24 protein-coding genes are annotated in these 21,232 nt (G+C 70.2%); 7 read left to right on the forward strand and 17 right to left on the reverse strand.

The window, feature by feature from the left end; genetic code table 11:
* The first annotated feature begins 10 nt into the window (after nucleotides 1-10).
* Nucleotides 11-424 carry a VOC family protein gene (locus ABZX11_RS02540; RefSeq protein WP_176174049.1) on the forward strand — a complete coding sequence of 138 codons (414 nt, stop codon included), beginning with the start codon at nucleotides 11-13 and terminating at the stop codon, nucleotides 422-424.
* A gap of 3 nt (nucleotides 425-427) precedes the next feature.
* Here the strand turns inward: ABZX11_RS02540 and ABZX11_RS02545 are convergent, their stop codons facing one another.
* The 4 genes from ABZX11_RS02545 to ABZX11_RS02560 all read right to left on the reverse strand — a co-directional run bounded on the left by ABZX11_RS02545 (nucleotide 428) and on the right by ABZX11_RS02560 (nucleotide 5,148).
* The gene (locus ABZX11_RS02545) at nucleotides 428-1,096 is read right to left on the reverse strand and encodes a DedA family protein (RefSeq protein ID WP_354909141.1); all 669 of its coding nucleotides are present in this window, start codon (nucleotides 1,094-1,096) and stop codon (nucleotides 428-430) included.
* 130 nt (nucleotides 1,097-1,226) lie between these two features.
* Nucleotides 1,227-2,048 (reverse strand): YceI family protein, encoded by an 822-nt coding sequence (locus tag ABZX11_RS02550; RefSeq protein ID WP_354909144.1) that lies wholly within the window; start codon nucleotides 2,046-2,048, stop codon nucleotides 1,227-1,229.
* A complete protein-coding gene (locus ABZX11_RS02555; protein ID WP_354909146.1) occupies nucleotides 2,045-4,627 on the reverse strand; it encodes an MFS transporter in 2,583 nt (860 codons plus the stop codon). The genes ABZX11_RS02550 and ABZX11_RS02555 overlap by 4 nt, the downstream gene beginning before the upstream one ends.
* The gene (locus ABZX11_RS02560) at nucleotides 4,624-5,148 is read right to left on the reverse strand and encodes a MarR family transcriptional regulator (protein ID WP_176174053.1); all 525 of its coding nucleotides are present in this window, start codon (nucleotides 5,146-5,148) and stop codon (nucleotides 4,624-4,626) included. Before ABZX11_RS02560 ends, ABZX11_RS02555 begins: the two co-directional genes overlap by 4 nt.
* A 185-nt stretch (nucleotides 5,149-5,333) precedes the next feature.
* Between ABZX11_RS02560 and ABZX11_RS02565 the strand changes: the two genes are divergently transcribed.
* Together ABZX11_RS02565 and ABZX11_RS02570 are read left to right on the forward strand one after the other, a co-directional pair.
* Nucleotides 5,334-5,759 carry a PPOX class F420-dependent oxidoreductase gene (locus ABZX11_RS02565; protein WP_354909149.1) on the forward strand — a complete coding sequence of 142 codons (426 nt, stop codon included), beginning with the start codon at nucleotides 5,334-5,336 and terminating at the stop codon, nucleotides 5,757-5,759.
* Between the two features lie 69 nt (nucleotides 5,760-5,828).
* Nucleotides 5,829-7,220: an FAD-linked oxidase C-terminal domain-containing protein gene (locus ABZX11_RS02570; RefSeq protein ID WP_354909151.1), complete on the forward strand. Its 1,392-nt coding sequence runs from the start codon at nucleotides 5,829-5,831 to the stop codon at nucleotides 7,218-7,220.
* Nucleotides 7,221-7,222: 2 nt separating this feature from the next.
* On the opposite strand, the gene ABZX11_RS02575 is transcribed toward ABZX11_RS02570, so the two are convergent.
* The 4 genes from ABZX11_RS02575 to ABZX11_RS02590 form a co-directional block, all read right to left on the reverse strand.
* A complete protein-coding gene (locus ABZX11_RS02575; protein ID WP_176174056.1) occupies nucleotides 7,223-7,921 on the reverse strand; it encodes a VTT domain-containing protein in 699 nt (232 codons plus the stop codon).
* A gap of 46 nt (nucleotides 7,922-7,967) precedes the next feature.
* The gene (locus ABZX11_RS02580; RefSeq protein ID WP_176174057.1) at nucleotides 7,968-8,342 is read right to left on the reverse strand and encodes a hypothetical protein; all 375 of its coding nucleotides are present in this window, start codon (nucleotides 8,340-8,342) and stop codon (nucleotides 7,968-7,970) included.
* 81 nt (nucleotides 8,343-8,423) lie between these two features.
* Nucleotides 8,424-9,575, reverse strand: a complete 1,152-nt coding sequence (gene nagA, locus ABZX11_RS02585; protein ID WP_176178062.1) for an N-acetylglucosamine-6-phosphate deacetylase — start codon at nucleotides 9,573-9,575, stop codon at nucleotides 8,424-8,426.
* Nucleotides 9,576-9,666: 91 nt separating this feature from the next.
* Nucleotides 9,667-10,239 (reverse strand): SigE family RNA polymerase sigma factor, encoded by a 573-nt coding sequence (locus tag ABZX11_RS02590; RefSeq protein WP_163046624.1) that lies wholly within the window; start codon nucleotides 10,237-10,239, stop codon nucleotides 9,667-9,669.
* A gap of 201 nt (nucleotides 10,240-10,440) precedes the next feature.
* On the opposite strand from ABZX11_RS02590, the gene ABZX11_RS02595 reads away from it, so the two are divergent.
* Complete coding sequence (locus ABZX11_RS02595; RefSeq protein ID WP_176174058.1) at nucleotides 10,441-10,725, forward strand: YciI family protein; 285 nt, start codon at nucleotides 10,441-10,443, stop codon at nucleotides 10,723-10,725.
* Here the strand turns inward: ABZX11_RS02595 and ABZX11_RS02600 are convergent.
* The 6 genes from ABZX11_RS02600 to ABZX11_RS02625 all read right to left on the reverse strand — a co-directional run bounded on the left by ABZX11_RS02600 (nucleotide 10,720) and on the right by ABZX11_RS02625 (nucleotide 16,493).
* The gene (locus tag ABZX11_RS02600; protein WP_354909155.1) at nucleotides 10,720-11,715 is read right to left on the reverse strand and encodes a PDR/VanB family oxidoreductase; all 996 of its coding nucleotides are present in this window, start codon (nucleotides 11,713-11,715) and stop codon (nucleotides 10,720-10,722) included. The two genes, ABZX11_RS02595 and ABZX11_RS02600, sit on opposite strands and share 6 nt — an antisense overlap.
* On the reverse strand, nucleotides 11,712-12,569 hold the full coding sequence (locus ABZX11_RS02605) for a metal-dependent hydrolase (RefSeq protein ID WP_354909158.1): 858 nt from the start codon (nucleotides 12,567-12,569) through the stop codon (nucleotides 11,712-11,714). Before ABZX11_RS02605 ends, ABZX11_RS02600 begins: the two co-directional genes overlap by 4 nt.
* On the reverse strand, nucleotides 12,566-14,038 hold the full coding sequence (locus ABZX11_RS02610; RefSeq protein WP_354909162.1) for an NAD(P)/FAD-dependent oxidoreductase: 1,473 nt from the start codon (nucleotides 14,036-14,038) through the stop codon (nucleotides 12,566-12,568). Before ABZX11_RS02610 ends, ABZX11_RS02605 begins: the two co-directional genes overlap by 4 nt.
* Before the next feature lie 81 nt (nucleotides 14,039-14,119).
* Nucleotides 14,120-14,593 carry a pyridoxamine 5'-phosphate oxidase family protein gene (locus ABZX11_RS02615; RefSeq protein WP_176174061.1) on the reverse strand — a complete coding sequence of 158 codons (474 nt, stop codon included), beginning with the start codon at nucleotides 14,591-14,593 and terminating at the stop codon, nucleotides 14,120-14,122.
* A gap of 2 nt (nucleotides 14,594-14,595) precedes the next feature.
* Nucleotides 14,596-15,507: an SDR family oxidoreductase gene (locus ABZX11_RS02620; RefSeq protein ID WP_176174062.1), complete on the reverse strand. Its 912-nt coding sequence runs from the start codon at nucleotides 15,505-15,507 to the stop codon at nucleotides 14,596-14,598.
* Nucleotides 15,508-15,578: 71 nt separating this feature from the next.
* Nucleotides 15,579-16,493, reverse strand: a complete 915-nt coding sequence (locus tag ABZX11_RS02625) for an aldo/keto reductase (RefSeq protein WP_176174063.1) — start codon at nucleotides 16,491-16,493, stop codon at nucleotides 15,579-15,581.
* A 62-nt stretch (nucleotides 16,494-16,555) separates the two neighbouring features.
* Between ABZX11_RS02625 and ABZX11_RS02630 the strand changes: the two genes are divergently transcribed.
* Entirely contained in the window at nucleotides 16,556-17,377 is an 822-nt protein-coding gene (locus ABZX11_RS02630; protein WP_176174064.1) for an LLM class F420-dependent oxidoreductase, read from the forward strand.
* A gap of 152 nt (nucleotides 17,378-17,529) precedes the next feature.
* The gene (fbaA, locus tag ABZX11_RS02635; RefSeq protein WP_176174065.1) at nucleotides 17,530-18,561 is read left to right on the forward strand and encodes a class II fructose-bisphosphate aldolase; all 1,032 of its coding nucleotides are present in this window, start codon (nucleotides 17,530-17,532) and stop codon (nucleotides 18,559-18,561) included.
* A gap of 53 nt (nucleotides 18,562-18,614) precedes the next feature.
* Here the strand turns inward: fbaA and ABZX11_RS02640 are convergent, their stop codons facing one another.
* Genes ABZX11_RS02640 through ABZX11_RS02650 form a run of 3 tightly spaced genes read right to left on the reverse strand, consistent with a single transcriptional unit; the run spans nucleotide 18,615 to nucleotide 20,485 of the window.
* Nucleotides 18,615-19,019 (reverse strand): type II toxin-antitoxin system VapC family toxin, encoded by a 405-nt coding sequence (locus tag ABZX11_RS02640; RefSeq protein WP_354909168.1) that lies wholly within the window; start codon nucleotides 19,017-19,019, stop codon nucleotides 18,615-18,617.
* Nucleotides 19,012-19,290, reverse strand: a complete 279-nt coding sequence (locus ABZX11_RS02645; protein WP_176174067.1) for a type II toxin-antitoxin system prevent-host-death family antitoxin — start codon at nucleotides 19,288-19,290, stop codon at nucleotides 19,012-19,014. Before ABZX11_RS02645 ends, ABZX11_RS02640 begins: the two co-directional genes overlap by 8 nt.
* Before the next feature lie 22 nt (nucleotides 19,291-19,312).
* Nucleotides 19,313-20,485 (reverse strand): hypothetical protein, encoded by a 1,173-nt coding sequence (locus ABZX11_RS02650; RefSeq protein WP_354909170.1) that lies wholly within the window; start codon nucleotides 20,483-20,485, stop codon nucleotides 19,313-19,315.
* A 230-nt stretch (nucleotides 20,486-20,715) separates the two neighbouring features.
* Here ABZX11_RS02650 and ABZX11_RS02655 point away from each other — a divergent pair, with 230 nt between their 5' ends.
* Nucleotides 20,716-21,126 carry a DUF3151 domain-containing protein gene (locus ABZX11_RS02655; RefSeq protein WP_176174069.1) on the forward strand — a complete coding sequence of 137 codons (411 nt, stop codon included), beginning with the start codon at nucleotides 20,716-20,718 and terminating at the stop codon, nucleotides 21,124-21,126.
* Nucleotides 21,127-21,232: the final 106 nt, after the last annotated feature.

Here is a 21,232-nt window from a genome sequence, read left to right on the forward strand (position 1 = left end):
TTCGGAAGCCATGGCGAAACTCATGTCCGTGCACCACCTGGCGCTCACCGTGACCGACGTGGACCGCAGCGTGCCGTGGTACGTCCGCGTCCTCGACCTCGAGGAGGTCACCCGGCGCGAAGAGCCGGACACGGGACTGCGCAAGGTCGCGCTGCGGTCCGCCGGCGACGAGTTCTCGGTGGTCCTGGTGCAGCACGCGGACACCGGGCGCCGCGGCTTCGACGAACGCCGCACCGGGCTGGACCACGTCGCGTTCCGCGTGCATTCGGCCGCCGAGCTGGCGGAGTGGGAGTGCAGGCTCCAGGAGTTCGGCGTCCACTACCAGGACGCGGCGCCGTCGCGCACGTTCGAAGGCTCGCGGGTCGTGGTGTTCCGCGACCCGGACGGCATCCAGCTGGAGATCTGGGCCGACCCGGAGCTCTGAGGCTCAGGCCCGCGCGTCGTCCCGCTCGTCCACCGGGCGCCGCATCTCCTGGCGGTACCGCAGCACGCCGTACCCGGTGCCGACCACGAAGAACGCGATGCTGATCCACAGCGCCGCCGTCTTCAGCCACGGCAGGGCGTCCAGCAGGCCGGCGCCGTAGTAACCCAGCAGGACCAGCGTCGGCACCCACAGCAGTCCGCCGAGGGCCGTCGCCGCCATGAAACGGCGGGGGTCCATCCGGGCGGCACCCGCGATCAGCGGGGCCAGCGTCCTGATCCACGGGATCCAGCGGGCCGCCACGATCGCGAAGAAACCCCGGCGGTCCAGGAACCGCTGCGCCCGCTCGAGGGCCTGCCGGTTCAGCACCTTGCCGTCGCGGCGGGCGATGAGCTTCGTCCCGCCCGTGCGGCCGATGTAGTACCCGATCTGGTTGCCCAGGACCGCGACGATGAGCGCGGCCCCCGACAGGAACCACGCGTTGGCGTCCGAACCGTGCTGGGCCAGCACCACGCCCGCCCCGAACAGGAGCGAATCACCGGGCAGGAACAGCCCGATGATGAGCGCGCACTCGACCAGCACGAAGCTCAGCACGATCACCCAGACGAGCAGCGGTCCGGCGGTGTCCAGCCAGCTCACGCCGACGCCCGCGGCCTCGATGCTCACGACGTTCACACCGCGAGCCTACGTGGCCCGGGTGAACGGGCCGCGGCTAACGGCCAAATCGAGCTCGCTGGAAGTTTCAGCTTTCACCAACGGTGAAGGCCCCCTCACCGAGTGGTGAGGGGGCCTTTTCCGGGAAAGCTCAGAACTGCGGCAGCGTCTCGCCCTGCACCGCTTCGACGTCCAGCTCGATCTTCACCGTCGTGCCGACCGCGGCGACACCGGCGCGGACCATCGCGCTGTAGTTGATCGCGAAGTCGTTCCGGTGCAACGTCGTCTCGGCGTGGAACGCGACGCGCACGCCGCCCCACGGGTCCGGGCCCCAGCCGCCGTAGGTCAGCTCGAGCTCGACCTCGCGGCGCTCGCCGTGCAGCGTCAGCTCGCCCAGCAGCGTCCACGAGTCCGGGCCGCGCTGCCGCAGCCCGGTGCTGGTGAACGTGATCACCGGGTGCACGTCGACGTCGAGGAAGTCCGGCGAGCGCAGGTGGTCGTCGCGCATCCGGATGCCGGTCTCGATGCTCGCCGCCTTGATCTCGGCGTGCACCGACGACCGCTCGGCCGGGCGGCCGATCTCGATCCGGCCGGAGACGTCCGGGAACCGCGCCTTGATGCTCGCGATGCCCAGGTGCCGGGCGGTCGCGACCACCGACGAGTGCATCGGGTCGATCACCCACGGCCCGGCGGGCGGCAGCTCGATCGCCTCGGCGACCGGGGCCAGCACGACGTCGCCGAGCGAGCCGCTGCCGTCCGAAGCGATCTGGGCCGTCCGCGCGATCGGGGTGTACCCGGCGGCGGTGACGACCGCCGTGTACGCACCCGGAGCGAGCGCGTCGGTGACGACCTCGCCGCGCACGTCCGCCGCCTGCCGGGCGACCTGCCGCCCGGCCGGGTCGGTGACGGTGAGCACCGCGTGCTCCACCGCCCAGCCCTCGGCCGTGCGGAAGGTCGCGCGCAAGCCGGTCATGACCGGTCGACCAGCTCGTCGAGGGCCTGGTCGTAGCTCAGCCGGACGTCGTGGTCCGCTTCGCCGCCGGTCAGCTCCACCTGGCTGGTCGCCGGCGGGTAGCCGCTCGCGACCACCGTGTACGCGCCCGCGGGCAGGTCGCTGACCACGTACTTGCCTTCGCCGTCGGTCCGAGCCACGGCCGCGACGTTGCCTTCGGCGTCGAGCACGGTGATCCGCGCGTCCGGGACCACCCGGTCGCCCTCGGTGCGCGCGGTGCCGGACAGCAGCACCGAGCTCGCGAGCTCGACGTCGTGGCGCAGCACGCCGCTGTCGGGCACGGTCAGCGTCACCGCGAAGGGCCGGTAGCCCTCGCTGCTGGCGACCAGGGTGTACGCCCCGGCGCCGACCCCGACGAACGCGTAGGTGCCGTCCGCGGTCGTGATGAACGCGCCGTTCACCTCGCCGCGGCCGTCGGTCAGCGTCACCGTCACGTTCGGCAGCGGCTGGCCGGTCGCGGCCGCCCGGACGGTGCCGGTCAGCTCGCCGGACCCGGTGAGCGTGACGTCGACCGTGGCCGGCCCGTTGCTGATCACGACGCTGGAGGCCTGCGGCTGGTGGCCGTGCGCGGACACGATGAGCACGTACGCGCCCGGGCCCTGGCTCGGCACCGAGTAGCTGCCGTCGGCCGCCCCGGTGGCCCGCGCGACCTGGCGGCCCCGCTGGTCGATCAGGGTCAGCGCGGCGCCCGCCACGTGGCTGCCGTCCTGGCGCCGGACGTGGCCGGTCACCGGCACGCCACCCGCGCCGACGGGGGTGTCCAGCTCGGACTCCGCGACCGAGTTCGTGATCGGCAGCGCACCCGAAACGGCCTGGTAGTCGCCGTGCCCGTTGGTGCTCAGCGCGTGCTTGCCGCCGCTGCCGACGAGGGCGGGTTCGCGGTCGACCGGGCGGACCGGCTCGACGATCTCGGTGGGCTCGTCGGCGTGGTCGTCCGCCTCGAGCAGCGCCTCGCCGCCCTCCATGGCCGCCGCGGCCGGGGCCGCGTTGGTCAGCGGGATCTCCTTCATGAACAGCAGCACCAGCGTGGCCAGCAGGGCCACCGCACCCGCGATGTAGAAGACCGTGGTGATCGACTCGGTGAAGCCGATCAGCACCGGCGTCCGGATCGCCTCGGGCAGGCTCTGGATGCCGCTGGTGTTCTCCGACAGGTTGCCGATGCCCGCGCCGGCGCCGGCCGGCAGCTGCCCGCCGAACGCCTTGGTGATGTTCGGCAGCAGCGTGTTGAACAGGACGGTCAGGAAGATCGCGACACCGGCGGTACCACCGATCTGGCGGAAGAAGGTCGCCGACGCGGTCGAGACACCCATGTCGCTGCGCGGGCCCGCGTTCTGCACCGCGATGATCAGCGTCTGCATGCACTGGCCGAGGCCGAGGCCGATGATGGCGGCCGCGACCAGCGGGTGCCACAGCGCCGAGTCGTACTTGACCTGGGCGAAGAAGAACGCGCCCGCGGCGATCATGATGGTGCCGATGATCGGGAAGATCTTGTAGCGCCCGGTCTTCCCGGTGATCCGGCCGGAGACGATCGAGCTGAGCATGATGCCCGCCATCAGCGGCAGCATCAGCAGGCCGGACTCGGTCGGCGTGTAGCCCTGCACGACCTGCATGAACTGCGGGATCATGGTGATCGCGCCGAACATCGCGACACCGACGATGACACCGCCGATGATCGCCACGGTGAAGGTCGAGTTCTTGAACAGCCGCAGCGGGATCAGCGCGGCGTCCTTCATCCAGCGCTCGACGACGATGAAGGCGATCACGCCGACGCCGCCGATGACGTAGCAGAGGATCGACTTCTGGTCGCCCCAGCCCCACTTCTGGCCCTGCTCGGCGACGATCAGGAACGGCACGACCGCGACGACCATCGTCAGCGCGCCCCACCAGTCGATCTTGTGCTTGTGCGGCGTGTGCGGCACGTTCAGCACCCGGGCCACGACGAACAGCGCGATGACGCCGATCGGGACGTTGATCAGGAAGACCCAGCGCCAGCCGTGCAGGCCGGCCAGCGAGTCGATGCCCGCGAAGAAGCCGCCCAGCACCGGGCCGAGCACGGTCGACAGGCCGAAGACGGCCAGGATGTAGCCCTGGTACTTCGCGCGTTCACGCGGCGGCACGATGTCGCCGAGGATGGTCATGGCCAGCGACATCAGGCCGCCGGCGCCGAGACCCTGCACCGCGCGGAACGCGGCGAGCTGGTACATCGACGTCGCGAACGTCGAAGCGAGCGAACCGGCGACGAAGATGGTGATCGCGGTCAGGTAGAACGGCTTGCGCCCGTAGATGTCGGAGAGCTTGCCGTAGATCGGCGTGACGATCGTCGAGGTGATCAGGTACGCCGTGGTCGCCCAGGCCTGCAGGTCGAAGCCGTGCAGGTCGTTGGCGATCTTGACGATCGAGGTACCCACGATCGTCTGGTCGAGCGCGGCCAGGAACATGCCGCACATCAGGCCGCTCAGGATCGTGACGATCTGGCGGTGGCTCAGCCGTGGCGGTTGGCCCGCCTCGGGCTGAGCCGGAGCTTCGGTGGTGGAACTCATGCGTTGGCCCCCTTGGCCGGTGCACCGGCGGACGCGTGCGCGTCGGCCAGCTGTGGAGAGTGGTTCTCGATACCTGTGTTGAGCCGGCCGAAGAGGCGGTTCAGGGTGCGGATTTCCCCGTCCGTCCAGTCCCCGAGCACCTCGGCCAGCCACTGATTGCGCTGCTTGCGGTTCTCTTCGAACACCCGCATGCCCTCCGGCGTCGGCGCGAGCAGGCAGGCGCGCCCGTCCTCCGGGTCGGCCTGGCGCTCGACCAGGCCGTGCTGGACGAGCGAGCTGGACTGCCTGCTGATCGTGGAGATCTCGGAGTGCAGTGACTCGGCCAGCTTGCTGGTCCGCTGCGGGCCCTCGTGGATGAGGGTGAAGAGGATCGCGTACGCCGCCCGCTCGATGCCGTCCGGACCTTGCTTCGAGACCTGCGACTTCGCCTTGTTGATCAGGCGGACCAGGCGCACGAGCTCGTGCCCGAGCTGGTCGGCGAGGTCCAGCTCGGCGGTGGGCCGGGTGGTGTTCGTTGCCATCAGTGGTCCTTCAAGGCGTTGGTTGGCAGCTGCAACTAGTTGCCTCAGGCAAGGATGTGCCTTCATCTGCGGTTGTGCAAGCGGAGTACCTCGTGATGTGGCAGAACACACTTTAGTTGTCGTATGCAAGCAAGATTCCTCCGGGCTGCTCGGAACAACGGGGGCCGCGGCTGGTTGAGAACGGTATGACCGACGACACAGCGTTGAAGGACTTCCTGGCCGCCCACCGCCACGGCGTCCTCGCCACGATCCGGCGCGACGGCCGGCCGCAGCTGTCCACCATCACCTACCTCTACGAGCCGGAGTCCGCGAAGTTCATCGCGTCGATCACCGAGACCAGGGCGAAGACGAAGAACATGCGCCGCGACCCGCGGGTGACGTTCCACGTGGGCAGCGAGGACGGCTGGAGCTACGTCGTCGTCGAGGGCCGCGCCTCGCTCACCCCGCCGGCCGCGGCGCCCGACGACGACACGGTGGAAGCGCTGGTCGGCTACTACCGCCGGGCGGCGGGCGAGCACCCGGACTGGGCCGAGTACCGCGAGGCGATGGTCAACGACCAGCGGGTACTGCTGACCGTCCACGTCGAGAAGCTGCTGGGGCTGGTCCGCTGACTGCTCCGTTACGGCTGGTTTCGAAAGAACATTTCCGCAGTGCGGACTGTCCGGGCTTACCATGAGGCCATGAGCAACGAAGCTTTGGTCACCCGGCTCCGGGACCTGCTCGGCAAGGGCGCCGTGCTCACCGACTCCGACGTCACCGCCTCCTACGCCCGCGACATGATGCCGCTGGCGCCGTCGGGCACGCCGCTCGCCGTCGTGCTGCCCGCGAACACGGAGCAGGTGCAGGCGGTGGTGAAGGCGTGCGCCGAGGCGAAGGTGCCGATCGTGCCGCGCGGGGCGGGCAGCGGCCTGTCGGGCGCGGCGAACGCGATCGACGGCTGCGTCACGCTGTCGCTGACCAAGCTCAACGAGATCGTCGAGATCGACGCCGGCAACCGGCTGGCCGTGGTCCAGCCGGGCGTGGTCAACCTGGACTTCCGCAACGCCGTGGAGAAGCACGGGCTGTTCTACCCACCGGACCCGTCGAGCTACGACTGGTGCACGATCGGCGGCAACCTGTCGACCAACGCGGGCGGCCTCTGCTGCGTGAAGTACGGCGTGACGACGGATTCGGTGCTCGGCCTGGAGGTCGTCCTGGCCGACGGGTCGCTGCTGAAGACCGGCCGCCGCACGGTGAAGGGCGTCGCGGGCTACGACCTCGCACGGCTGTTCGTGGGCAGCGAGGGCACGCTCGGCGTGATCACCCAGGCAACGGTCCAGCTCAAGCCCCTGCCCCAGGCCCCGGCGACGCTGGTCGCGGGCTTCAGCACGACCGAAGCGGCCGGGGAGGCCGTCGCGCGGGTGGTCCGCGAAGGGCTGGTGCCGTCACTGCTGGAGATCATGGACGCGTCGTCGATCAAGGCGTCCGAGGCGTACCTGAAGACGGACCTCGGGGCGGGCTCGGACTGCCAGGCGCTGCTGCTGGGCCAGTCGGACGCGGGCGGTGAGGTGGCCCGCCGCGAACTGGCGGCGCTGGAGCAGATCTGCGTCGACTGCGGAGCGGACCTGGCGTACACGACCGAGGACCTCGAAGAGGGGCGCATGCTCCTGCAGGCCCGCCGGGTGGTGCTGACGGCGCTGGAGACGTACGGCCTGTGGCTGACCGACGACGTGTGCGTGCCGCGGACGCGCATCGCGGAGCTGATCCGGGGCTGCGAGAAGATCAGCTCGGAGGTGGGGCTCCGCATCGCGGTGGTGGGTCACGCCGGCGACGGCAACATGCACCCGACGATCGTGTACCAGCCGGACGACCCGTCGGAGTTCGCCCGGGCGCAGCGCGCGTTCGACGAGATCCTCGAGGTGGGGCTGTCCCTTGGCGGGACGGTGACCGGCGAGCACGGGGTCGGGAAGATCAAGCGCGAGTGGCTGGCGCGGGAGATCGGACCGGTGGGGCTGCGGGTGCACCAGGAGATCAAGCGGGCCCTGGACCCGGAGAACCTGTTCAACCCGGGCTCGATGTTCTCGATGACCTGAGCTCAGTCCCGGATGCGGGGAATGCGCTGGGTGACCTCGGGGTCGGTCTCCGTGACGGCCTTCTTCTCGCGGCGCGCCTTCAGGTACTCGATGACGATCGGGACCACGGAAATCAGCACGATCAGGACGAAGATCGCATCGATGTTCTTGCCGATGAAGGGGATGTCACCGAGGAGGTAGCCGAGCACCGTGATACCGGCAGCCCACAGGATGCCGCCGATCACCGTGTAGGTGAAGTAGGTCTTGGGACTCATCCGGCCGATGCCGGCGATCCAGGTGATGAACGTCCGGACGAAGGGCACGAACCGGGCCAGCACGACCGCCTTCGGCCCGTGCCTCTCCAGGAAGGCGTGCGTTTTGTCGACGTGTTCGCGCTTGAAGAACTTCGAGTCGGGCCGGTTGAACAGCTTCGGCCCGGCGAAGTAGCCGATGTAGTAGCCGACCACGTTGCCCAGCAGCGCCGAGACGGTCACGAGCACGCAGGTCAGCCACAGGGGGAACAGCTTGTCGTTCGCGATGAGCAGACCCGCGGTGAAGAGCAGGGAGTCCCCGGGCAACACCGGGAAGATGCTGCTCTCGATGAAGATCACGAGGCACAGCACCGCGACCGCGGGCCCGGCCACGCCGTCGAGCAGGACGTTCGGGTCCAGCCATGACGGCAGCAGGGACATCGTGTTGACCGTGCTCTGGGCGAGAATCACCTGGAAAACGGTACAGGGTCACCCTGAGTCGTGACTGAGACCCGCCTCAGACCAGCGTCAGCAGGCCCACCACGGACCCCGCGGCGAGCCCCAGCAGCACCGCCAGCATCAGGATCCAGTACGCCGGCAGCTGGGCGGCCTGGCGCGGCGGCTCCGGGGGACGCGGGGCGAACGTCGTCGGCGCCTCCGCGTCCAAGGCCGCTCGCTCGCGCTCCAGGGAGTCCGCGCTCGCGCCCGACAGCAGCCCGTACGCCGACGGCAGCTCGTTGATCGCGCTGGTCGGGACCGCGTCCGTGACCGGTTCCGAAGTAGGGACTGCGGGCGACGACCCCGTGGCGGACGGCGACACCTGCGGTGCGAAGACGGCTTGCGCGCGAAGGGCGTCCGCCAGCAACTGCTCGGGGTCCTTCGGCTCGCTCATCTCCGCCCGTCTCCATCAAGTGGGGGATGCCCCCACGCCCCCGCCGGGGCTCTGCCCCGGAGCCCCGGGGTTCAGCAACGTCTACGTACTCAAGGTAGCCGTTCCCACCTCGGCGACCCATTCTCCCCGGCGCAGCACCTTCGCCGGCCGCAGGTCCTGGTCGAGGACCACGATGTCGGCCTGGTACCCGGCGCACAGCATGCCGGTGCGGTCCGCGATGCCGAGCAGCTCCGCCGGCCGCTGCGACGTCGCGTGCACCGCGTCGAGGATGCCGAGTTTCGCACCCCGGACCAGATTGCGGAAGGCGGTGTCCATCGTCAGGGTGCTGCCGGCCAGCGAACCGTTGTCGGCGAGGGTGGCGACGCCGTCGTGGACGTCTACCTCGAGGCGGCCCAGCGTGTAGCGGCCGTCCGCCGCGTCCGTCGCCGACATCGCGTCGGTGATCAGGACCGTCCGGTTGCGGCCCGCGTGCTTCGCCGCCAGGCGGACGACCGTCGGGTGCAGGTGGACCAGGTCGCAGATCAGCTCGATGGTGATGCGCTCGTCGTCCAGCAGCGCGCCGATCGGGCCGGGCTCGCGGTGGTGCAGCGGCCGCATGCCGTTGAACAAGTGGGTCGCCACCGTCGCGCCCGCGTCGATCGCCGGCAGCAGCTGCTCCTCGACGCCGTCGGTGTGCCCGATGGCCGCGATGACGCCGGACTCGGCGAGCTGGCGGACGGCCTTGACCCCGCCGTGCAGCTCGGGGGCGATGGTGACCATCCGGATCGCGCCCTGGCCCGCGCGCAGCAGCTTCTCGACCGTGCCGGTGTCCGGTTCGAGCAGGGTCTCCGGGTCGTGCGCGCCGCAGCGGGCCTTCGAGATGAACGGCCCCTCCAGGTGGATGCCCGCGACCTCGCCGTCCTGGACGAGCTCACGCAGGGCGGCGACCTGCTCGCGCAGGATGTCCACCGGGTCCGAGACCAGGCTGGCCAGCATGGTCGTGGTGCCGTGACGGCGGTGCGCGCGCACCGCCGTCAGGAGTTCCTCGGGATCGAGGGAGGTGAACGAGCCACCTCCCCCGCCGTGGCAGTGGGTGTCGACGAAACCAGGCACGACCAGTGCCCCGCCGACGTCCACGTGCTCGCCGGACGGCGGGGTCCCGGAACCCACGCCGGCGATCCGCCCGTCGGTGACGGCGACCCAGCCGTCGTCGAGTACACGGTCCGGGGCAGCGACCCGGCCGCCCATGATCACGAAATCTCCGGCGCCTCTCACGCACCCCAGCATATATTGGTCTGGACCAAGCATGGTGATACGACTCAGTGATCGGGATGGTCCACCCGGGTCACTGTGGGGCTTGCATGGCCTTCTGGAGTGCCTCGAGCGCCCGGCTGGCGGTCGACTTAACGGTACCCTTGGAAATACCTGCGGCCTCAGAGATCTCGGCCTCGCTCAGCCCGCCGTAGTAGCGGAGCACCAGCACTTCGCGCTGGCGGGGCGGCAGCTTCGACAGCGCGCTGACCACGGCCTGGTGCTCGCTGGAGAGCATCGCGAGGCTCTCCGCGGAGCGTGCGTTCACGGCGTGTGGCGGCACGTACTCGCGCGCGGTCTTGCGGCGGCGCAGCACGCTGCGCGACCCGTTGACCACCGCGGTGCGCAGGTAGCCGACCGCGGCCGCGGCGTCCCGGAGCCTGCCCCAGTTGCGGTGCAGGCCGGTGAAGGCCTCCTGGACCACGTCTTCCGCCGTCGCGGGCTCGTCGACCAGCAGAATCGCCAGCCGGACCAGCCGCATGCGGTGCTGGCGGTAGAGGTCTTCGAGGGTCAGGGGTGCGGCGGTCTGCGCCGGAGCCGGACCGTCCATGACCCGCAGGTGGCCGAGGGTCGCCTCGACACTGCGCTCCGCATTGCCCTCGAGCATGAACCCCTGCCTGTTCTCGACCCCGGTTTGCACGGTGTGCCGCGTCAGCAGGTTCACGGTATTCACAGCGCTCACACAGGTACTGACGCACGCCCAGCCTATCGGGTTCGGATGCCGGTGCCACAGATCGGATGCTGGTACAGAACCGTGACACGGGTAGCGTCGGGAGCAGTCCGTCCCGCGCCGACCCCGGAGATCCACATGGCCTGGTTCCTCGTCGAAATCACCTACGTCCAGGAGAAGATGCCGGACGTCCGGCCGCGTCACCGCGAGTTCCTGAGCAAGCTGGCCGCGGAGGGCCGCGTCGCGGTCGCCGGGCCGCTCGGCGACGGCACCGGAGGAGTCACGCTGTACCAGGCCGACGACGAGGCGCACCTCAAGGAGACGATCGACCAGGACCCGTACTTCCTGGAGGGCGTCATCGCCGAGCGGTCCGTCCGCGAGTTCAAGCCGGTGATCGGCGCCTGGCTGCCCCAGGAGTCATAGGTCCAGCACGGCGGGGCCGCGGTCGACGCAGATCCGCAGGGATCCGCCGTCGGCCGTGGGCACCGCGCAGGTCCCGCAGAAGCCCTGCCGGCACGAATACGGCGTGCCGGGCCGGGCCGCCAGCAGGACGTCGAGTGCGCTCCGGTCGCCCGGCACCTCCAAGACGCGTCCTGACCTGCGCAGAACCAGCCGGAACGGCTCGCCGGCGACGATCGGCGGCGGGGCGAACCGTTCGAAGTGGACGGCCTTGGCCGCGGTCAGGGCCAGGTCGGCGCGGACGCCGGTGATCATCGGCGCCGGGCCGCAGCAGTAGACCGACGCGCCGTCCGGCAGGCCCTCGAGCAGCTCGGCGCCGGAGGCCGGGATGCCGTACTCGGTGTCCGGGCGGATCCACACGCGGTCGTCGTCCGGCAGCTCGCCGAGGAACGGCATCGACCCGCGGCTGCGTCCGGTGTAGACCAGCCGCCAGTCCGCGCCCGCTGCCACGCAGCGGCGCACCATCGGCAGGATCGGCGTGATCCCGATGCCGCCGGCGACGAACAGGAACGGCCCGGCGCCGACGAGGGGGAACGCGGTCCGCGGGCCCCGCACGGTGACGCGGGTGCCCGGGGCCAGGGCGTGGACCTCGCCGGACGCGGTGCCGATCCGCCGGACGGCGATCCGGTAGTGCGTCCGGTCGTCCGGGTCGCCGCACAGCGAGTACTGCCTGACCAGGCCGGACGGCAGCACCAGGTCGATGTGCGCGCCCGGGCGCCAGGCCGGCAGCGGGGTGTCGCCACCGGCGAGCCGCAGGCTCACGACGTCATCGGCTTCGGGCCGGATCCTTTCGACGACCAGCGAAAGGTTGCGGTCCACGGCGCGCACGGGCGGCCGCCGCTGCCCGCTCAATTGCGACAACCGCCGGTAAACGCCCACCACACCGACCAAAGCGGACATCAGGTGATCGGTGCGCCCGCTGCCGTCGAGCCGGGTGGGGCGCCCGAGGGTCACCCCGCCGCCCGGGCCGCCGGCGAGCTCGCCAGGTAGGCCACCGCCTGCTCGGTGTTCCCGGTCTCCGCCGGGTGGTAGCCGCGGCGGAAGTAGGGCCGGATCTCCCGCACCAGGTCGCGCCCGGACGGCAGCAGCCCCCGCTTCGCCGCCCGGCGGTAACGCCGCAGCGACGCGCGGCCGGGCACGGTCGGGTCGTGGCGCATCAGGTACCGCGTGCCACGGGCGAAGACCCAGGCCAGCACCGGCGTCACCGCCGCCATGCTGCGGACCCGCCGTCCGTACCGCCCGTCGAGGTGCACGAACAGGTCGAACGCCACCGACCGGTGCTCGACCTCCTCGGCGCCGTGCCAGCGCAGCAGGTCCAGCATCACCGGGTCGGCGCCCGCGGCCTCCAGGGGCGCGTCGAGCACCCACTGGCCGAGGAACGCCGTGTAGTGCTCGATCGCGGCGATGATCCCCAGCCGCTCGACCAGCCACTCTTCGGCGGCCTGCCCGGTCAGGTCGCGGTCGCCCAGCAGCTTCCGGAACAGCCACTCCATCTGCGCCACGAACGGCCGCACCGGCACACCCGCCGCTTCGAGGTGCGCGGCCGCGCCGTCGTGGGCCTCGGCGTGCACGGCCTCCTGGCCGATGAAGCCGAGGACGTCCTCCTTGAGCCGCTCGTCGCGGATCAGCGGCACCGCCTGCTTGAACACCTCGACGAACCAGCGCTCGCCCTCGGGCAGCGCCAGGTGCAGCACGTTGATGGTGTGCGTGGCCTGCGGCTCGCCGGGGATCCAGTGCATCGGCAGCGCCGCCCAGTCGAACTTCACGTCCCGCGCGTGCAGGACGAGCTGTTCGTCCGGGGACGTCACGACGCCCGGCCGGACAGCTCGTAGTCGGCCGGGTCGACCTTGCGCGTCTCGAGCCAGTAGCGCCAGGTGAAGCCGGGCCAGATCGTCCGGTTGACGCCCTTCGCGTCGAGGTACCAGCTCTTGCAGCCGCCCTGCGTCCAGACGCCTTTGACCAGCTTGTCCTGGATCTCGCGCTGGAACTCGTCCTGCACGCCCGGCCGGACGTCGAGGGCGGCGGCGCCGCGCGAATCGGCGAGCTTGATCGCGTCGACGACGTACCGCGACTGCGACTCGATCATGAACACGACGGAGTTGTGGCCCAGCGCGGTGTTCGGCCCGAGCAGGAAGAACAGGTTGGGGAAGCCGGAGACGGTGATCCCCTTGTGGGTCTGCATGCCCTCGCTCGCCCACTCCTTGGCGAGGTCGCGGCCGTCGACGCCGGTGATGGTGAGGTACTCCAGCGCGTCGGTCACCTTGAAGCCGGTGCCGTAGACGATGGCGTCGACCTCGTGCTCCACGCCGGCGGAGTCGACGATCGAGTGCGCCTTGACCTCGCGGATCCCCTCGGTGACGACGTCGACGTTCGGCCGGGCCAGCGCCGGGTAGTAGTCGTTCGAGATCAGGACGCGCTTGCAGCCCATCGTGTAGTCCGGCGTGACCTTCCTGCGCAGCGCCGGGTCCTTGATGCCCTTCGCGATGTTCCGCTTCGCGATCAGCTCGCCGGCCTTCATGATCGCCGGGTGGCCGTTGAAGCCGATGGCGCGGGCTTCGAGCAGCCAGTAGAGCGCGTTGCGGTACAGGCGCTGGGTGCCGGGCACGCGCTTGAACAGCGTCTGCGCCCAGCCCGGCATCGCGTGGTCGGGCTTCGGCATGATCCACGGTGGCGTCCGCTGGAAGAGCGTCAGCTCGGCGACCTCGGGGGCGATCTTCGGGACGAACTGGACGGCACTGGCGCCGGTGCCGACCACGGCGACCTTCTTGCCGCGCAGGTCGTACTCGTGGTTCCACCGCGCGGAGTGCCAGGTCTGGCCCTGGAAGTTGCCGATCCCGGGCAGCTCGGGGACCTGCGGGATGTGCAGCCCGCCGACGCCGGAGACGAGGAACTGCGCGACGAACTCGCGGCCGTCCCTCGTCGTCGCCGTCCAGCGGCGCTCCCGCTCGTCCCAGTGGGCACCGGTCAGCTCGACGCCGAAACGGATCTTCTCGCGCAGCCGGTACTTGTCCGCGACACCCTTGAGGTAGTCGAAGATCTCCGGCTGCGGCGAGAACGACCGCGACCAGCCCGGGTTCTGCTCGTACGAGAACGAGTACATGTGCGACTGCACGTCGCACGCGCACCCGGGGTAGGAGTTGTCGCGCCAGGTGCCGCCCACCTCGGTGGCCTTCTCCAGGATCACGTAGTCCCGGATGCCGGCCTTTTCGAGCTGGATCGCCTGGCCGAGCCCGGAGAACCCGGTGCCCACGATCACGACCTTGAACCGCTCGGTCATCTGTCGGCCTCCGCTGCGTCGAGTTGGCTGCCCAGATGACGTTACCTCAGGTAACAGTTACTTGGAAGTACTGCCTACCGATCAGTACGTCCCGCCGAGCTTGCCGTGGTCCCAGCTGACGACCTTGGTCGGCCGGAACACCAGCCCGACGCGTTTCGCGGCCTGACCTGCGATGAAAGCCTGCAGTTCGGCGGGCGCCGGGTCACCCGGCTTGGCGCCGGAGTACCGCTGCATCAGCGCGGTGCCCATCCGGGTGACCTCTTCGGTGTCCTCGACGATCACGACGTCGGCCTCGAACGAGACGCCGCGGAGCTTCTCGTAGCTGTCGCCGTCTTCGACCAGCACGGTCGCCTCCGGCAGCCGCCGGAAGTTCTTCGCCTTCTGGGACGTGCCGTACGTCCAGGTCGCGACGCCGTCTTCGTGCGGGAAGTACCAGAGCGGCGCGAGGTGCGGGCGGCCGTTCGGGCCGACGCTGGCGACGTTGATGACCTTCTGCTCGGCGAGGTACGCGCGGACCTCGTCCTCGGTCATCCTGATCTGGTCGCGACGGGACATCTTCACCCCTTGGTGGCAGCCCGGCCGCCGTGGCCGGTGACCGCCGACTCGAACGAACCGCGGGCCTCGATGTCGGCGAGCGCGGCCTTGTCCGCCGACGGTACCCGGCTGCGGGAGCCGATTTCGATCACCGGCGGCAGGAACGCGCGGAGCAGCTTGAGCCCGCCGACCCAGCGCGGCACGTGGATGGTCCGGGCGCGCTTGAGGATGCCGGCTTCGAGGTCGTCCAGTGCGACGTCCAGCGGGTAGGTCTTGCCGATCAGGCCCGGCATCGACGCGCGGAGCTTGCCGAACACCGGGTGCGCGTCGGCGCTCTCGACCAGGTCGGTGCGGATCCACGTCGGGTGCGCGACGCCGACCTTGACGCCCAGGTGGGCGACCTCGGCGCGGAGGCTGTTCGAGAAGGCTTCGACGCCGGCCTTGGCGGCGGCGTAGTTGGCCATGCCCGGCGCGTGCGTGATGGCGGCGAGGCTGGAGATGGCCAGCAGGTAGCCCTTGCGCTCGATGACGTGCGGGAGCGTGACGCGGAACGTGCGCCAGACGCCGAGCAGGTCGACCTCGATGACCTTCTCGAACGCGGCCCGGTCGACCGAGCGGACGAAGCCCGCGGTCGCGATGCCGGCGTTCGCGATGACGATGTCGATCCCGCCGAAATGCTCGACGACCCCCTTGGTGGCCTGCTCGAGGGCGTCCCAGCTGGTGACGTCGGCTTCCCAGGCGTGGGCGTTGGGCCCGATCCGGTCGGCGACCTTCTGCTGCTCGTCGGCTTCGAGGCCGACGAGGGCGACCTTGGCGCCGCGGGCGGCCAGCCGCTCGGCCAGCCCGGCGCCGATGCCGCGGGCCGCGCCGGTGATCAGCACGACCTTGCCGTCGACCTTCTTGGTGCCGCTCAGCAGCGAAAACGGGTTGGCCACGGTGCCCTCCTAGACGTCACTTGAGGGCACCGTACCTCACCTTACCCGCAGTAAGCTACCCATGAGTATGTTCAGGCCGCGGCCTCGCTCAGTGCGGTGAGCTCCGATCCAGTGAGCTCGAGCGAGACCGACGCGACCAGGTCGGTGAGCTGCTCGGGCGTCCGGGCGCTGGCGATCGGGGCGGCGACCGTCGGCTGCTGCCGCAGCCACGCGAGCGCGACCGTGGCGACGGAAACACCGTGGGCCTGGGCGAGTTCGTCCAGCGCGGCGAGCACGCGTTCGCCGTTTCCGTCCAAATAGGACGCGGCGCGGGCGGCGCGCGGGCTGTCGCCGAGCTCGTCCTTCGAGCGGTACTTGCCGGTGAGAAAACCCTTCGCGAGGGCGAAGTACGGCAGCGTCGCGAGGCCCTCGCGCGCGACGAGGGGTGCGAGGTCGTGCTCGTAGTCCCGCTCGACCAGGTTGTAGTGCGGCTGCAGCACGGCGAACCGCGCGAGCCCGTTCTGGTCCGAAATGGACAGTGCGGCGGCGAGCCGCTCGGCGGTGTAGTTCGACGCGCCGAGGTAGCGGACCTTGCCCGCGCGGACCAGCGCGTCGAACGCTGCCAGCGTCTCCTCGAGCGGGGTGTCCGGGTCGTCGCGGTGGGCGTAGTAGAGGTCGATGTGGTCGGTCCGCAGACGGCGCAGCGAGTCCTCGGCCGCGGCCTGGATGTTCTTCGCGGACAGGCCGGGCCGGTCGTCCCACATCCCGACCTTGGTGGCGACGACGACGTCGTCGCGCCGGCCGCGCGCGGCCAGCCAGTTGCCGATGATGGTTTCCGAGCCACCGCCGCCGCCGTAGAGGTCGGCGCTGTCCAGGAAGTTGCCGCCGGCCGCGGTGTAGGCGTCGAGGACGGCGAAGGACTGCGGCTCGTCGGCCGTCCAACCGAAAACGTTGCACCCGAGGTTGAGGCCGTACACGTCGAGGTCGGTGTTGCCCAGCTTGGTCATGGTTCCGACATTAGTTGCCGGTTCCGGGAGGAAAACCGGCGTCTCACGCGTTGGAGTGTTCCATGGCTATCGAACTGGGCAAGCTCGGAATCTGGCGGCACTACTCGGGCGTCGACGCGGACTTCGCGGCGGAGGCGGAGAAGCTCGGCTACGGCGCGATCTGGCTGGGCGGTTCACCCGGCGGCGACCTCGAGTACGTCGACGACCTGCTCGGCGCGACGGACTCCCTGGTCGTCGCGACCGGCATCGTGAACATCTGGCAGGACGAACCGGCGTCGATCGCGAAGGCGTACGAGCGCATCGCCGGGAAGTACCCGGACCGCTTCCTGCTCGGCGTCGGCGCCGGCCACCCCGAGCACACGCAGGAGTTCAAGAAGCCCTACGCGGCGATCGTCGAGTACCTGGACGGCCTGGACGCGGCGGGCGTCCCGGTGGCGGGCCGCGCGCTGGCCGCACTGGGCCCGAAGGTGGTCCGGCTGTCCGGCGACCGCACGGCGGGCGCGCACCCGTACCTGGTGACGCCGCAGCACACGCGCGAGGCGCGGGAAATCCTCGGTGACGGCAAGCTGCTGGCCCCGGAGCACAAGGTGGTCCTCGGCACCGACGCGGCCGAGGCGAGGGCGATCGGCCGCACCACCGTCAAGTTCTACCTCGGGCTGTCGAACTACGTCGCCAACCTGCGGAAACTCGGCTTCACCGACGACGACCTCGCGGGCGAGGGCAGCGACCGCCTGGTCGACGCGCTGGTCCTGCACGGTGACGCCGAGACGATCGCGGCGGGCCTGCGCGAGCACTTCGAGGCCGGCGCGGACCACGTGAACATCCAGGTCCTGAACGAGGACCCGTGGCCCGCCTACCGCGCGCTGGCGGCCGAGCTGCTGTGACGTCCGTCCGGCCGCCGGCGCGCCCGGCGGCCGGGCCCTCCTTCTGAACCGATTCCACGTGCGGAGAAGTTTCTCCCCGGGGACCGGTGTGCGTCGGCGGTGCACCTCGTACGATGCGGTCGGGACCACCCTGTGCCAAGGAGGAGTCAACGATGCCCATCGCCACCCCCGAGGTCTACGCGGAGATGCTCGACCGGGCCAAGGCGAACGAGTTCGCCTACCCGGCCATCAACGTGACCTCGTCCGAGACCGTGAACGCCGCCATCCGCGGCTTCGCCGAGGCGGAGAGCGACGGCATCATCCAGTTCTCCACCGGTGGTGCGGAGTTCGCGTCCGGCCAGAAGGTCAAGGACATGGTGACCGGCGCGACCGCGCTGGCGGAGTTCGCGCAGGTCGTCGCGGCGAAGTACGACGTGAACGTCGCGCTGCACACCGACCACTGCCCGAAGGACAAGCTGGACGGCTTCGTCCGCCCGCTGATCGAGATCTCGGCCGAGCGCGTGAAGAACGGCCAGAACCCGCTGTTCCAGTCCCACATGTGGGACGGCTCGGCGATCGACCTCGACGAGAACCTCGAGATCGCCGCGGAGCTGCTGGCCAAGACGGCGGCCGCGAAGATCATCCTCGAGGTCGAGATCGGCGTCGTCGGCGGCGAAGAGGACGGCGTCGAGGCGGAGATCAACGAGAAGCTGTACACGGCCGAAGGCGACTTCCTGAAGACGATCGACGCGCTGGGCGCGGGCGAGAAGGGCCGCTACCTGCTGGCGGCGACGTTCGGCAACGTCCACGGCGTGTACAAGCCGGGCAACGTGAAGCTCCGCCCGGACGTCCTGAAGGGCGGCCAGGAGGCGGCGGCGAAGAAGCTCGGCCTGGACAGCGGCGCCAAGCCCTTCGAGCTGGTCTTCCACGGCGGCTCGGGTTCGCTCCCGGAAGAGATCCGCGAGGCGGTTTCGTACGGCGTGGTGAAGATGAACGTGGACACGGACACGCAGTACGCGTTCACCCGCCCGATCGTGGACCACTTCTTCAAGAACTACGACGGCGTCCTGAAGATCGACGGCGAGGTCGGGAACAAGAAGGTGTACGACCCGCGCTCGTACCTGAAGGCGGCTGAGGCCGGGATGGCGGCTCGGGTCGTCGAGGCCTGCCAGGCTCTGGGCTCGGCGGGGACGAAGCTCAAGTAGGTCTTTTCGCGCGAAGGGCCGCCACGGTGTTCCCGCGGCGGCCCTCGTCGTGTTCAGACTTCGACGACTTCGAGCAGGTTCTCGAGGCCGCGGAAGTCCTTCGCGTTCCGGGTGTACAGCGGCAAACCGTGCACGGAGGCGATGGCGGCGATCATCAGGTCCATCCGGCGCGGCCGTGGTGACCGGCCCGCGGCGATGGTCAGCGCGACCAGCGTGCCGTATCGCGCGGCGGCTTCGCCGTCGAACGGCAACGGCGTGAACTCGACGATGGCGGCGCCCAGCTGCTCGTTCCGGAGCGCCTTCGTGGCCGGGTCCGCCGTCATGACGACGCCCTGGTGCAGCTCGGCCATGGTCACCGCGGTGATCTCCGGGAACTCCGGAAGCCGTTCCGGGTCCAGCGAGCCGAGCTCGATGTAGGTGCAGGTGTCGAGCACGCCGGCGGCGTGGCGTTCAGCCACGCTTGCGCTCCCACGGGTTGTCGTCATCCCCGAGGCGATCGTCGCCGAAGAACGCTTCGGCATCCCGCCGCAGCTCCGCGGCATCGACTCTCGGCAGTCGCTTGTGCCGCTCGACCAGTTCTGCCGCGGTGAATCGCTTCCGGCGCGACAAGGGCCGCAGTTCGGCGATCTCCACGCCGTTGCGGGTGACGTGGTACGTCTCGCCGGCTTCGACCGCGTCCATGATCGCGGCCGAGTTGTTCCGGAACTCGCGCTGGCTGATGACGTTCACCAGCCGAGTGTAGCACCGGGTGCTACGCGGTTACCCGCTTGGCCGACCACCGCTGCGAAGCCGGTCCGACCACCGCCCAGAGTGCGAACACCCCGCCCAGCACCACCAAAGCCGTCCAGTACGCCGCCGGTGGGGCTGACTCCGTGTGGGCGTCCCCGAGCACCCACGGCCGGAACTGCGACTGCACCCAGAACGCCCCATACCCGAACGCCGTCACCAGCAGCGCCCCCGCGCCGGCCTGCAAAACACCCGATCCGAGCGAAAACGCCAGGTCCACCGCCAGCCCCACGAACAGCAGGTAGAACGGCACCGTCGAAACCGGGAAACCCAGCCCCAGCAACAGCGGCCACATCACCGACCGGTAAGCCACGTACGCCAGCGCCACCGAAGTGGCCGCCCAGCGGAAGCCCAGCGTCCGACGGGCCAGTACCAAGATCAACGCCATCACCCCGATGCCCCACAGCGGGTACACCCACGACGGGATCGGCATCGTGAAGTGCAGCACCGCCGTCCGGTCGACCGGGTGGCCGATCTGGTTGGCCGCGAAGTCCAGCAGGGACTTCTCCGCCTCCGGCTCGCCGCGCTCCCACGCGCGCAGCCCGAGAATGCCGTACTCCTGCTGGCCGTTCGGGAAGAACGTGTTCTCCAGGAAAAAGGCCCACAGCGCGAGCAGCACGCCCGTCCGGAAGCGGCCCGGCGGGGAAAACTTCAGCCAGCCCAGCAGGACGCCCGCCTGCATGATGCCCGTGCCCAGGTACAGCATCATGTGGGACGGGCTCCACGCGGTCAGGTCCAGGCCGTTGACGCGGTGGTTGATCACGTCCAGCGGCGCCGCCACCAGGAAGACCAGCAGGCCGATCTGCATCAAGCGCAGAGAGCGGCGATCGGCACCCAGGCCCGTGTAGCTGTGGATCGCCACCAGCACCACGATGATCACCGTGCCCACGGTGTTGATCAGGTGCGGCGGGGCCAGGTCGTCACGCAGCCACATGAAGTGCCACGACATGTCCCACGACGAACCGAGCAGCTTGAACGCGAACGCCGTCAGCCACATGCCGTAGCAGAACCTGAGCACCCAGTCCGGGGTCGGCTGCCCGGGGGCGCCGCGGTGCCAGTGCCGCGTGAAGAACAGCCGCGTCTTCGCGACGGGACTGCGCGGGATCACGTCCACCGGGACGTCGACTGCCTTGGCCATGCCGGACATCATGGCCGGTCATGGTCACGAGTGGGCCAAGACCGTGGCAAACGACGCGAAAATCGGGGTTCACCCGTAGGGGTCACAGACTTGCCTCGAACGGCCACCCCTTGGCATGGTGTCCCGCCATGATGCCGAAACGAGTTGTCGCGGGCGTGCTCGTCGCCGCCCTGCTGCTGGCCGGAGCCGGGGTGCTCGGGAGCCTCTTCCTCTAGGGGCAGAATGGCCCCATGACGCACAACCTGCTCGGCCCCGAGCCGACGCTGCTGCCCGAGCACACCGCCGCACAGGCCGCGCTCGACGCCGGGACCGACCCGGCCACCGTCGCCGCCGAACACCCCGACTACAGCGAGGCGTGGGCCTCGCTCGCCGAGAAGGCGCTGGACGCCGGCGAGACCGTCGCCGCGTACGCCTACGCCCGGACCGGCTACCACCGGGGGCTCGACCAGCTGCGCCGGGCCGGCTGGAAGGGCTTCGGCCCTGTCCCGTGGTCGCACCGCCCCAACCAGGGCTTCCTGCGCGCCCTCGCCGTGCTCGGCAAGGCCGCCGGGAAGATCGGCGAGACCGAGGAGTTCGAGCGCTGCCGGACCTTCCTCGCCGACTCCGACCCCGCCGCCGCGGAAGCCACCGGCCTCAAGTGACGCCGTGGGCCCGGGACCGCGCCGCCTGGGTCTGGAAGAAGCCTGATCAACCGCTCGTTTCCGGCAACGGAACCGAACGGGCGGGCCGGATTCAGGCGGGGTCGGG

Origin of the sequence: Amycolatopsis sp. NPDC004169, from assembly GCF_040610315.1 — a bacterium.
Classification (GTDB): Bacteria; Actinomycetota; Actinomycetes; order Mycobacteriales; family Pseudonocardiaceae; genus Amycolatopsis.